This window comes from Marinomonas spartinae (assembly GCF_016461715.1).
GTDB lineage: Bacteria > Pseudomonadota > Gammaproteobacteria > Pseudomonadales > Marinomonadaceae > Marinomonas > Marinomonas spartinae_A.
Genome location: NZ_JAEMUI010000029.1, coordinates 49,425 through 61,783 on the forward strand (window position 1 = coordinate 49,425; position 12,359 = coordinate 61,783).

A 12,359-nucleotide genomic window follows, 5' to 3' on the forward strand; every position below is an offset into this window, starting at 1 on the left:
TGAGATTAGCCCCCTTCGTTTTGGTCTTCTAAAGCTTTGGTTAGGCGATTGAGAAATTTAGGTTCTGGTAACATTCCAGCCCCCCGTAACGGCTCGATATATGTTAAACATAGCTGTGTTTGTTGTTCATTAAAGGGGGTTTCTTTTATTGCTTTTGCTGTGTTGTTCATTGCATCGTTGACTTTTTTACGAGCCGCTGAGGTATTGTTATCAAGGTAATGATCTACCATTTCTTTTAACGTCATAATTAGTCGCTCCTCAGGTGAAGCATTTGCTTTTTGGGCGGCTAATGCTTGTGCTTTTTGCTCTTTTTCTTGCTGAGCACGTTCTGCTTCTTTTTGTGTTTGAAGTAATCGAAAATAGGCGTCGTCAGTGAGTAATTCAAGCTCAGTATTTACTTTTGCGGAAAGATTTTTGTCTATCTCAATAGGTTGAAAGGCTTCTTCTGAATGAGGTTGTAATGTGTCGCCTGTATTTTTTGATTTAGTAAATTTCCCAAGCGGCATGTAGTTTCCCTCATAGGCAGATTTGATCGTAGAGGTTGCAAGCAGTTCTTTTATTTGCGGTGATTCTTTCCAACTATGCTCTTGGGTTACGGCACGGTAGGCGTTTTCCATGAGTTCAATAAAACTGCTGCGGGATTTTTGGAGCAGTGTATTGTTATCAAATTCTCTGTCTATCACAGGGTGTAGGTCTGCATCGATAAGATTGAGTGAGACTCGCCCTAAACCGAAGGGTTTACCCATTCCTAGGCTATGAAAAACTTCTTTTTGCTCTCCAAAGTCAAGACTCCATAATAAAGCGCCGAGTTCTACTTCTCTTACATTATGAAGTTGCAGTTTGAAACGGAAGATTGTGGCGGTATCCACTGGAATAAGTTTGACTTGAACGCTGTAGTTTTCGTCTTTTCTTGAGCCTACTGTCGTTTCAGGGCGTAAAACATGTACTTTTTCCTTTACAGGGTAACGCTTCCACCCAGATAGTTCACTGTTTTGGTCCATTAAGGTGACGTAGTCCCCAGTGGCGTTAAGTTGCCCATCTGAGCCCGCTTTAGGCTGTCTGATGTAGGCGGGGTAAAAGGTGGGTTTAGGGCCATTTAGTATGCTTGCAGGTAAATCTGTTTTATAAACTGGCTTCCCTACGGTTTTTGCAGTACCAATGTTGACTCGTCCCTTTAGTGAAACGTTTTTTTCATTGCTTATTCTTCCAAATATCAATTCAGGTAGGTCGGGGGTATCCCCTTTAATATGATTTTCATTGGTGTGAATAACAGCCTCATGTGTACTGTTTTTATAAGCTAATTTGTACAGATAGGAGAGACCAATAGAGGTACATTTACCACCTTCTTCTTGGAAAAAAACGGGAATACCTGTTTCGCTGTGTTCGCTGTTTTTTTTCTTCCAGTAGTTCCAATCTTCGGACTCACTGTGAATAAAAAGAAAGTCTCTTATGACTGCGGTTGGTATCGGCTTGGGTGTGTCACTTGGCTGGTAAAAGACAAATTCCCATTTTTTTGCCGATCGGCCGGCATCGAATGCTTGTCCGGGCTGACCTGTAACAACGAGTTGGCCGACTAATGTGCCCGTTGTACTTGGGAGCGCAACGGTTCCTTTCGTTTTATGTACCTTAGTGTCAAATTTTATTTGACGAATGCCATTTAACAGCTGATATCTTTGGTGTGCCTGAGAGTTGGTATTGCTTACCCATTTAGATTTAGAAATGTCGTTATAGTAATGAATAATATCCTGTTGATGAATTCGGGCCATTTTACAGGGCGTGATTTCCCAGCAACCTTTTTGTTGATTGAATTTCAACCAACCGGATTTGCCTCCTTTAGGTGTGCCTGGAAATTGTTGAAGATAGAAACTCTTGCTGCTACTGAGGTCCCGAACACTATAGCGTTTGTCGTCCAGACGGTTAAAGCGGGCGAAGCTGACGATTTCCATCACGCTGCTGATCATGCCCTTTAAGCTGCTTCCGGGGATAATGGGGTTGCCATTTGGATCTTTGAAAAATTCGACACGCCCTGGCGCTTCTTTGGTGGCGGGAATTTGTGTGCCGCCAACTAGGGTTGGTGTGTGACAGGTGAGTTCCACGGTAAGCGTACCACTAATGCCATCACTAAAGGGAACGTCGTGTGATACCTGATCGGCCCAGTGTGGTAAGTAAATAAAGCGTGATAGTGGGACAAAGTTGTAAGGTGCGAAAACGCTCATTGTTCACCTCCTGCGAAGCCTGTAAAAATAGCGTCTGTACTGACGACGCCTTGATCTTCATCCATTTGCCAAATACGTGTGTAGCATAAATTTGCTTGTGCCTTTTCACGAGAAGCAAGCTGTATTTGTTCTGCTAATGCATTGGCTGCGGATGGGTTCGGTTGTTCCTGAAGCGTGATGGTGATGAGGTTCCAGCGCTGATTACGATAATGGAGGCGAATATACTTCTGGTCTTGTTGATGGTGTGTGCTGGTGACCAATTCACCCTCAAGTGGCGGCATGGCAATATCGGCAGTCAGTGATTTTTGACTTTCAATACGCTCCACGCCATCTGGCCAAGTTATCCAACCAGTGACATCTCCTAATTGCGTTATGGCGCTTAGAATCTCACTAGCATTAGCGAATGACTGATGTTGTTGATAGGTCAGGGCGACTGGTTTTAAGTGTCCTAGCAGTTGGTGCTCAGGTGACAGTGATGTGATGTGTTTAAAGAGAGTGTTGTAATCCATTATAGCTCACCTTTTACTTGAGAGGTTGTGTGCTCTGCCCAATGGTATTCCCCGGTGAAGCTACCTAAACCACGGGAACCTGCGGCCCCAAGTGGTAAGCGACCATGGCATAAGTCATCAAGAGTGGCTTTTAAGGCCTGTTGGGCGAGGTCAGAAAGAGAGTTTGCGTCTAATAGGGTGAGATCAAACTCAAGTTCTGGTTCAAATAGCACTTCTTCTGTGAACAATGCGCCATCAATAACACCACCAGTGAAGCGGTCGATACGGTTGTGCCACAGTTGGGTGGTTGGCGCATTTTCTGGTAGGTAGATGTCATCGATGAGTAGCTTTCCCACACCTCCTTCATCACCTTCATTTTTCGCATAACCGAGTAAATCGGTTAATTCACTATGATGTTCTCGTGTGGCGGCGGAGATGAAAAGCTCGTCGGTTAGTTGATCGGCGAATTGTCCTTTAAGGCGATTGCAATGGTACAGGGTTCGGTGTGCTATTGCGCCCTTGATGCTGCTAGCGGGAATCAGTGGCTGACGTTTGGAAAAGCGGCCTTGGTCGTTTGTCCATTGGATATAACTTTCGGATTGCATGCGCAAATCAGCAGGATCAGATGTTTCATGCATGGGGATATCGCCACCGCCAATACGTATAAAACCGTCTGCTTTTAATTTGAGATGAATGTGTATACCGTCTGGGCTTTGTTCGCTAGGGGGTGAGGCTTGTGCATCCGCACTGTTAACCGCAATAGAACGGTCTAAAGCGCACCATTTTGCAATGTCATTTGGATTTTTTAGGTCAAAATGATGGGATTCCATTTGCTGGATGCTTAATGAACCGAATCCAGAGCGAGTGCTGCTGCCGAGTCGAAAGTTCGGCTTTTGTAAGAGCGCCATTAGTTCTTCCCAATGGGTGTCATCAGCGGAGTCACTCCAGTACTTTATTTCAAAGGTAAAACGTGCGCCTTTCGGACAAGCAGAAACATCGAATTTACCTTGGTCCTCGGCACAACCTTTATGGTTTAAACGTACTCTTTCACGCTTTATCGGCTGCGACTGAGCCAATGGATCTAGAAAATCAGGATCTTCACTGGGGTAGACTAAGCCTTCGACGGGGTGGTTATGTTTATCATGTATTACCCCCCAGCTGATTTGTATGCGTGATGTTTGGTCTTTAGGTTCTTTGGTGTGGGTTTGAGCGTAGCCAAACAGAGTATGGGTTTTTTCTTCGTTAAACTGGGTTTGAAAAAGATGACGCAATACGCCGCGAATACTGGTGGCAGGCAATGTGGGTAGGCCGTTGGCATCGCGCACCAAACTGGTGTCGTAGCTCATTTCCGCTTGACCCGATTGGATGGATAGTGGCGTTTGCGCTTCGACACAGACGCGAGCTAGGTAAAGGTGGTTCCATTGTTTTAGCATGTTAGTTGTCCTCCCCTGCAGTGCTGATTTTTTCTCCTCGTAGTGAGCGCATTTCGGCTGCCAATAGTGCCACTTTGTCACTCAGGGTATGGGGAATATGGCTCTCTTTTTGCCTTTTGGAGTCTGATTGTGTTTTATCATTAGAAGTCTCAGCCAGTTCAATGAGTTGATCCGCTAGCCAAGTGCTAAAGGTATTTTCCGAGTCAATTTTCAGCCCCCATGTATGCTGGCTGCCTTCTTTTTGCCGGCAAATAGCGTGTTTTGGGTCTAGGAAAAGTTGCTCAAGTAACTTTTCCGGATGGCGTCGATTATCACGGGCGGCCTGATACACAACCCCCCATTGGGAAGCACTTGGTCCAATAGGTATACTGGGTTCTAAAGCGTTAAGTTGACGTGCTGTTTTGTAGATTTTCTGAATGTCTGTCAGCATGGTATTTAGCCATGCTTGATGGTCCACTGCTTGTGCTTGCTGTTGTACCCGTAACCATTTTATCAAAGGACTATCAATAGTCTTCTCATTATTGATGACAGGCAGAGTGAAGCTGTCTTGAATGGCCGCTTTAAGCGAGGAACTCACACACACTTTTGCTTGTATGGCGATATGGCCCGCACCCACTTCGGTATAGCTACCAATGGGGCTCTCGAGGTGTTTAATTTGTTCAGCCGTTAAGGGGGCAATGCCGTCAAAGGTGATGACGCTACCTTGACTGATTACCTGTCGTTGGCTGTCAAAGGCCTTACGAAAAGCGTTATAAGGACTGTATGCTCGACTGCGTAAAAAACTGTGTGAAAGGTTGAGTTCTCCTTGGGGTAGGCCAAAATGCTCTGGTCTTGGCGTTAGAGTGGGCTGCCCTGTGATTGGGTCGGTTAACGCTAGGTCAGATAAACACCAAATGGTGAGGTCGGTATCACCCACTTTGGCCATACTGGTCGGCTGATACGCCTCGCTTTTTAAGCGTTCTATTGTTACTCGACCATACTGAGCTGATCGAGATCGGCCCATTCGAGCTTGGCCTTCTAGAGCGTCGAGGATGTGATTGACGAGGTCTTTGGGGACATCGCTGGCTATGTCTATATGAGCTAAAAAACGTTGTCCGGATTGGATGGCTTGGTAACCAAAGAGTTGTGATTCGGCGGCACGACCATTTGTATTATCAATGGCGGTTTTCATGCTGGCGGTTCGAATGACAGTGGCAAGGTGGCCTCTGCCTGTAATGTAGGCTTCTCTTAGTTGTTTGGGTTGTTTGTTATTATCCAGATCGTCGATATTCGGTCGAATGATATTTTGTTCAAACAAGGAGATGTCTGTGTCGCCACCATTTTTAGGTTCTTCTCCTTTAAAGTGATGTAAACATAAGGGAGAAGGGTAACTTGGACGATTATCCTTATGGACAATATAGCCATTCTGAAAGCACACTTTTCCTGAATAAAATACCTGCCATTTTTCCTCTGGTGAGCTGAGACTCTTATACAATTTGGCCGCGACTGCCCCTAGTAATAGACTACCTGGAATATAATCTAAAGAAATATGTGCGCCACTGGTGGCAGCGTTGGCGCTGATCACCAGATCGTCTTTTAATGTGATAAGCAGAGGTATTCTTCTCATGATGCATTCCCTCTTTGATTTGTGCTTGATTCAGACAGGTTTAATTGTGCGCGCCCTAAGCCTCGGTTGCGCATGCCCCCTACATGATCAATGAGATTGATGGCTTTGTTTAAGTATTGAAATACTTGCTCAGCCTGTGAGTCGTTACAGTCAATGTCGGCATATAAAGTGAGCGGAACGGTGACCTCGATGCCCCGTAAGGACTTCTCTTTTGCAACGCCTGAATGGTGGTCTATGGCGGTTGAAAAAATGTGTCGATACAGCTCGGATTTCAGTTCAGGTTCGTTAGCTAATATCTCATAATCGCTAGAGGGTAATTGAGCATTGCTGACAGCAATTATTCCTGGCACGGTATTGAAGCGTGTCTCATTAGCGGGGTCTGTGTTTGTAGGACGAGAGCCAAAAAGCCAATCTGGCAAACTGCTTTGCCCGTGCTCTAGGATAGGAAAGTCATTAAACCAACCCCAGTCATCTGCGCGAGTGATGGCGTCTCTGAGTAGACCTTTAAGGTGACGACCATTTAAAAAAGGTAAACCGGAAGCGTCTTTTTCTACCAAGCTATCTACATGACTACCACTGGTTCGTCCTGTGCCAGTATGCCAATAGCTGGTGATGTTTATAGTAAGCTGCTGATGCATTTAGACCTCCTTTTCAATGGATTGGCTAGGTAGCGCAGTGATTGTCAATAAATCGATTAATGGGCTTTTTCGTGTATGTTTATCAAAGGGCAGAGCGTCGAGCGCTTCTAAATCACACAATGAAGCGAGTTGGCTATCGAAATCGGTTAAGTATGACGAAGAGGTCTCGGCGGCAATCTCTCGCCAACGTTTGTAGCGCCTGTGAGCTTTAGATGGACTGTCTTTTAAGAGGCTGGCAACTTCACGTAAGCCATTACGATTGAGTTTATTTTCTCCAAATAGTTTTGCCATGGTTTGTAATGTGGCTAAGTTCGCTAGGCCGTCTTTAAACCCATAACATCCTAGTGACAATTCATGGGTTTGACCATTTACAGGAATTTGCCACTCATGTTCGCGAACGCTTCTTACGTCTTCAATCATGGTCGCGGCGACTTGATGGAAGCTGATGGAAGAAGGAATACAATCTAGCTCAGTGTTGTTTGTTTGCCATTGTCGAGATTGTTTTTTGGCTTCTTTACACAAGGATTCGACTAAATCGTGGGCTTGTAAAAAAGGTTGATTGGATTTGATAAAACACACACCTGCACAAGCCGTAAGTGTTTTTAGTCGTGTTAATTTGAGTGTTTTTCCCTCTACTGTTAGTTCGTCTTTACCGCCAAGTTTGCTTTTAACGGTGTCGTAAAGGGGCGATAAATATTGTTGTGTTTGTTCTTCAAAGGCGAGACAAAAGGCTTGAGTAAAGGGGATGGCTAAGTCTGCACGTACGAGAATAGTTAGATCATCACCGCCTAGTACCAAAGGCCGTGCTGGGATCATGCTCTCGTCATTTTTTCTCGCATCCAACAGGACGTTGGTGGCGATTTGTGCTGCCTTTTGCATTGCCTTTTCGAGGCTTTTCGAAAATTCTTGATACAGCTCAATATAGGTGTGTTCATTCGCCGTTTTCTCGACAATATGTCTGACAGCGGTATTGAGTACTCTGAGCAACTCTCCTAAGCCATTACCATCGGCATGAATAAGTGCAATGGAGCGGTCATTGTTAATAAAGGGAAAGTCACCGCTGTCTGTATCAAGGTTTGTTGGCCAATACTGGTCAGGGGCGTCGGAAAATTTTCTTGTTAAGCTGGATCGGTTGAGCGTTTTTTGTTTGATTTGCGTGGCTTCGTCTATCCATTCCTTGCGAGATTCACTCCAAGCGACGGCAGGGTTGGCGGTTCTAGGTGAGCGGCGCACCAATGGACCTGCGATGGGAAATTTAGTAGACAGTCGGTTGCGTTGTTCGGCGAGCCGTTCAAAGCCGTCTTTCATAGCGTCCATAATGCTATTGGCGGTGCTGAGTACTTGCACGACCTCGACACTGGGAAAGTGTTTTCGTACATAAAGTGACCATAGTTGGCTAAGGTCTTTGGCATGATCTGCTGAGTTTAATATGGCGTAAATCGAGCCGCCTGCTCGGCGTGAAAACCAGATGTCTTTATTTTCTTCTAGTCCTAAAGTGGTAAAAACCTCCTCCAATGGCTTATTGCATAAGGCATCAAGTTGATCACTGGCGGCGACCATGTCGCGAAGTTTTCCGCCTTCAAAGAGGTACTTTTGTATTGCTCGGGCTTCAAATAAATAAACGGTGCTGGGCATATTCTTTTCCCTTCCCTAGTCGTGTTTTTAACTACATTTAATGTAATGTGCTATTGTGTTGATCAATGACTGACAAGTTAATAGGTATTGATGTCTAACGTGTGCGACTCTTTGCTATTGGTATCTGTATAGTGTAGAAAAATGCCCTTGCTACCCGATACCGCCGCTAATGAGGCTGACATGGAGGCCTTACCGCCCGTTACATCAATCACCAGTTTATCTTGCAGGTAGTTTGGGTTTTCTTCTTTTTTCTCTTTTTCAATAGTATCCATAATGTTTAGACACGTTTTAGCAAAGATTCTTGGGTCATCAGATGGGATTCCTTTTTGTATTTTTGACTTTATATCTTCATCGATTTCCCATTTGGTATCGAGGTGAGTGACAATTTCGATATTTCTTGTTGAGTTATGAAAATAACGATCTACAAATTTTTTAAATGTATCTACTTGATTGAATGACCCAGAATTTTTATTCTCTTTACCTTCAGAATTAATTTCATCCCTTGTCGAAAGCAAAATAACTTTATGAACATTAGGGTAGTTACAAATCGCATTTAATGTCATAAGCCAATTGCAATTGAATTTTGACTTCCACAGATCGCTAAAATCATTTTCAGGTTTAAGGTATTTTATTTCTTCTGAAAACCTTAAGTGATCAAAACTATTTCCACTTTTATCACTATAATTTGATAAAGGCATAATCAAAACCTCTCTCCGTTTCCTGTTGGGATCAAAATCATCGGCATCATATTTCTCTGAAAAAGACGTTTTTTTTCCTTTTATATAAAATACCAAAAGGCCAAATACAGAAACTAGAAGAGCTGCTATATTAAATATCAGATCGCTTTGAAATCTTAAAAGAGTGATGTCTTTAACTATTTCTAAAGAAGTATCTATCATCCAGCTAATAAAGCTAAGTATTAATAGAACATAAAGAATACCTCCAGGATCTCTGCCAATAACTTGAGCTAAGCCCTCTTTAATTTTCACATTCGACCGATTCGGCATGATCATTCCTCAATTTTAGTGAGTTTAAATTCGCTAATCTTTGGTTCGCATTGTTCCATAACTGTTATTGAAAGCTCTTTTCCTCTTTGTTCGCTTGGAATAGTTAATTCTAAATGGAGATATTTTCCCCCTCGTTCACAAACTTCTGCGGCAATATGGACAGGCAAGGTGCCAATAACGGTATCGCCTGGCTGAATTAGGTTACTGTCAAAGTGATCGATGACTTTATCAACCTGGGTCTGTTGTTTAATCCATGTGATGGCCGCAGGATGCCGGCTGACTAAATATCGAGTAGGCATAATAGTTTTTATTCCCCTTCAACCCATTGTTTTAGACGGCTGGTGAGGTGTCTTAGTTGAGTACCACTGACCACTTCTAGATCATATAAGCCAGCTCGCTTATGAGCGCTGGTGGGAATATCAGACAAAGTAACTATCATGCCTTTTACTTCTTCTCCGAGTGCATTTGAAAGGGCTTCTAGTTTGTAAATCATTTGATTAGCGGGGACTATTTTGTCGGCAAGATAGGAGGTTTTTACTTCGATAAGGTACAGTTGGTTATCGGCAAGAAACACTACATCTAATTCATTCTTTATCTCTTCTTTGTAGCTTATTTCTAAGCCTAAACGAATATCTTGAATCTGAGGTATGTTCGTTTTGAGTCTACGTACTTGTTCATAGACAAAGAGTTCCATCCACCCTCCATTACAAAAAAACCGACAGGCTTCATTGGAGAAAGTGACCGTTTTGTGTTTGCATTTGATAAGGTTATGTTCTTGTAAGTCCAAGAGTAGGGGAAAAAGCTGACTCTGTTGCCAGTGACGATCTAGTTTGGAGTAGTAGGCTGAACTGCTGGTGGATGGATCATCTCTTATCGCTGAACTTGCTAGTCTATTGAGAGAGCGGAAAAGGGGATAAATAGAAGGAGACTGAATCCAAGTTTCAACCAATCTGCCTAGCTCTTTGGTAATTGGGATACCTAAACCATGACTGAGTAATTTTATCTGATGAACACGAAAGTAGGCTTTTAAGCTGGCTAAATCAGCAACATTTTTGCTTGGCCTATCGCTAGGAATGAGCCATTGCTGGTGGTCATCTTCATCAATAAGATAGCATTCTATGTTTTTTTGTGTTGCCCACTGAAATAGTTGTAATGTGTTAAGCCTAGAGCCAGTGCTTAGGTTCAACAGAATTTTCTGTGCATTTATTTCCTCTAGAACGTGTTCTAATCTTGAAAAATCGGCCGGATTGGCTTTGGCCGGCCATTCTAAGACGAATGGATGTTCTCCCGCATTGACTAAGCTTCGCTTTATATCCGCTTCCTCACTGATGTCTCCTAATACAAGCAGTTGTGCTTTATTATGCTGTATAAGGAGAGGGGTATAATTTTTAAAGTTATCTTCCCCCCATAAGCAAATGTGTAGCTCTATCATTGGCAATCCTTTGATTTTCTGTATTTAGATAAACATTTACAAAATTTAATTTATATGAATTTATACTCTATTCAAAGAAATAATTTTATCTCAAAGGAGATGTTGCTATTTTCCTAAAACGACTAGTCTGGCATGCTTCACAGAAAATGCTCCGGCTGCTTCTTGGTTAGCTTGTCTGGCAATATCGATTGCTTTAGGCAAGATCAAAAAGTAGGTGTAGGCATATTGATTAATTTTTTTGCCACGGAACATATTGCTATTAAGTTGGAAGGCTTGTAAATCCACACTTAGGACCAGGCTGTGTCTATCAGGCGCCTTACCAAAAAATGTGCCTAACTCATGTACACTACCAAAAGCGGATTTTAGGCTTTTCTCATCCGTACTTTTTAAATAAGCATAGAAACTAACACCGCTGTGTTTATCATCAGCAACAGACTCTATTCGCTTTGTAGTGAATTGACCGGAGACGAAGGGCATGGCTTCTTTATGGCTCGAAGAGCCATTTTGGCAGCCTGTTGATTTAGGTAAGTCGTGCCTGAACCTATATTCTGCACAACCAAATTGCTTCACAACATTACTTAGGACTTGAACAAAGCCATGTGAGGCCAGTTTATTTTGCATATAGAGACCACCGTAGACTGATTTTGGGAAGAGATATTGCTCCATATCTTTGATATTACTTGTATAGGCAAGTGGTATCATAGTGGCTTTCTCTATGGCTCTGGATACATTGCTAGGCTTTGCAGAAACAGATTCTCCCGATGGCCATAGAATGGCATTGGAGAACCTTGGGTAGTTTCCGGAGTGGTATGACTCTGCTTTGATTTCATAAGAAAAAAAGGCAAGTAACACTCCTATAATTACAGATAGTTTTTTAAAAGAATCAATAAACATAATTGTGTGGTGCCTTTTTTAATTTATCTAAAAGTTATAGACTGCTTAGGTTCTTGTGATGACATTATGTATTCCTTTTGAAATCCATACATTTGCTTCATCTAAATATTTTTTAGCATCAGAGTTAGGTTCACTTGCTTTTGATAAATATTTTTCAAATAGGCTAGCTGCAGTAGAATAATTTCCAAGCATATATTCACAATATGCTATGTTATAGGTTAGAATATTGTTATTTGGTAGTTTTTTGTATAGGTCTTCATAGGATTTTTTAGCTAGACTTATGCTTTTTTCTGAAGCTATATTAAATGCTTCCTCCATTTTTTTTTGATTATTTGATGATAGATTTGTATCTTTTTTGATGAGGTCATTTGGTCGATCTACTACTTTTGGAATAAAGTTATTAGTGATCTCATTACCTGCATCTATACTTGCCTTATAGGCTAAATGTTTTGCAGATTCAGGTGTACTCATATAGTCTTCACATGCAGTATCTTGCTTTGAAGAGTTGAACCTTCTGACAGTTATTCTTTTACCTTTCGAATCCAAAATCGAATATTTTCCAAAAACTGTTGCAATAGTTTTAGTGCAATCTACAGTATATTTTACTCCTTGAGAAGAATCGCATGTTCTAATTAATCCACTTCCTGGACATTTTATTCTATATTCTTTTATTGCAAATTGTTCAATTTTAGGCTTTTCTATTTCCACAGAAAAAATGGCATAGCTTTTATCTATTTTTTTCGATTTTTCATAAAAACTAACAGAATTAAAGTATGATTTATTCCCTACTTTAGAATTTTTTAAATTATATTCAATGGTTTCAATTGTGGTGTTTTTATTGTCTACGTTACTTTTTATTTCAATGTTTCTGTATTTAGCTAATGTCGTTTCATTTGGTGGTTCTATAGCTTTTATTGTATCTGTAAACAACATTGTTACACTTTCTGTCAGTCGAGATAAATTAAATTTTTCTTTCAAACTGGATAGATTGAATTTTTCTAATGACCCAC

The 12,359-nt window shown here is 41.9% G+C and carries 11 protein-coding genes; all 11 read right to left on the reverse strand.

The genetic code is table 11. The features are described 5' to 3' along the window. Positions 1–5: 5 nt before the first annotated feature. Positions 6–2,216, reverse strand: coding sequence for a TIGR03986 family CRISPR-associated RAMP protein (locus JHD45_RS20280; protein WP_199478300.1), 2,211 nt, complete (start codon positions 2,214–2,216; stop codon positions 6–8). Beyond that, the gene (locus JHD45_RS20285; protein WP_199478302.1) at positions 2,213–2,725 is read right to left on the reverse strand and encodes a hypothetical protein; all 513 of its coding nucleotides are present in this window, start codon (positions 2,723–2,725) and stop codon (positions 2,213–2,215) included. Before JHD45_RS20285 ends, JHD45_RS20280 begins: the two co-directional genes overlap by 4 nt. Beyond that, the gene (locus JHD45_RS20290) at positions 2,725–4,137 is read right to left on the reverse strand and encodes an RAMP superfamily CRISPR-associated protein (RefSeq protein WP_199478304.1); all 1,413 of its coding nucleotides are present in this window, start codon (positions 4,135–4,137) and stop codon (positions 2,725–2,727) included. The genes JHD45_RS20285 and JHD45_RS20290 overlap by 1 nt, the downstream gene beginning before the upstream one ends. A gap of 1 nt (position 4,138) precedes the next feature. Next, positions 4,139–5,743, reverse strand: coding sequence for a hypothetical protein (locus JHD45_RS20295; RefSeq protein ID WP_199478305.1), 1,605 nt, complete (start codon positions 5,741–5,743; stop codon positions 4,139–4,141). Continuing rightward, complete coding sequence (locus JHD45_RS20300; protein ID WP_199478307.1) at positions 5,740–6,381, reverse strand: RAMP superfamily CRISPR-associated protein; 642 nt, start codon at positions 6,379–6,381, stop codon at positions 5,740–5,742. Before JHD45_RS20300 ends, JHD45_RS20295 begins: the two co-directional genes overlap by 4 nt. Continuing rightward, positions 6,382–8,016: a Cas10/Cmr2 second palm domain-containing protein gene (locus tag JHD45_RS20305; protein ID WP_199478308.1), complete on the reverse strand. Its 1,635-nt coding sequence runs from the start codon at positions 8,014–8,016 to the stop codon at positions 6,382–6,384. 77 nt (positions 8,017–8,093) lie between these two features. Beyond that, positions 8,094–9,023, reverse strand: a complete 930-nt coding sequence (locus JHD45_RS20310) for a hypothetical protein (protein ID WP_199478310.1) — start codon at positions 9,021–9,023, stop codon at positions 8,094–8,096. A gap of 2 nt (positions 9,024–9,025) precedes the next feature. Beyond that, a complete protein-coding gene (gene csx16, locus JHD45_RS20315; protein ID WP_199478312.1) occupies positions 9,026–9,322 on the reverse strand; it encodes a CRISPR-associated protein Csx16 in 297 nt (98 codons plus the stop codon). 8 nt (positions 9,323–9,330) lie between these two features. After that, positions 9,331–10,455, reverse strand: a complete 1,125-nt coding sequence (locus tag JHD45_RS20320) for a Card1-like endonuclease domain-containing protein (RefSeq protein WP_199478314.1) — start codon at positions 10,453–10,455, stop codon at positions 9,331–9,333. A 105-nt stretch (positions 10,456–10,560) separates the two neighbouring features. Then, entirely contained in the window at positions 10,561–11,349 is a 789-nt protein-coding gene (locus tag JHD45_RS20325; protein ID WP_199478315.1) for a hypothetical protein, read from the reverse strand. Positions 11,350–11,394: 45 nt separating this feature from the next. Then, the coding region (locus JHD45_RS20330) for a tetratricopeptide repeat protein (protein WP_233407964.1) at positions 11,395–12,359 on the reverse strand (965 nt) is incomplete at its 5' end.

Coding starts and splice junctions, on each gene's coding strand:
- JHD45_RS20280 (WP_199478300.1), bottom strand. CDS start 2,216: ATGAGCGTTTTCGCACCTTACAACTTTGTCCCACTATCACGCTTTATT.
- JHD45_RS20285 (WP_199478302.1), bottom strand. CDS start 2,725: ATGGATTACAACACTCTCTTTAAACACATCACATCACTGTCACCTGAG.
- JHD45_RS20290 (WP_199478304.1), bottom strand. CDS start 4,137: ATGCTAAAACAATGGAACCACCTTTACCTAGCTCGCGTCTGTGTCGAA.
- JHD45_RS20295 (WP_199478305.1), bottom strand. CDS start 5,743: ATGAGAAGAATACCTCTGCTTATCACATTAAAAGACGATCTGGTGATC.
- JHD45_RS20300 (WP_199478307.1), bottom strand. CDS start 6,381: ATGCATCAGCAGCTTACTATAAACATCACCAGCTATTGGCATACTGGC.
- JHD45_RS20305 (WP_199478308.1), bottom strand. CDS start 8,016: ATGCCCAGCACCGTTTATTTATTTGAAGCCCGAGCAATACAAAAGTAC.
- JHD45_RS20310 (WP_199478310.1), bottom strand. CDS start 9,023: ATGCCGAATCGGTCGAATGTGAAAATTAAAGAGGGCTTAGCTCAAGTT.
- csx16 (WP_199478312.1), bottom strand. CDS start 9,322: ATGCCTACTCGATATTTAGTCAGCCGGCATCCTGCGGCCATCACATGG.
- JHD45_RS20320 (WP_199478314.1), bottom strand. CDS start 10,455: ATGATAGAGCTACACATTTGCTTATGGGGGGAAGATAACTTTAAAAAT.
- JHD45_RS20325 (WP_199478315.1), bottom strand. CDS start 11,349: ATGTTTATTGATTCTTTTAAAAAACTATCTGTAATTATAGGAGTGTTA.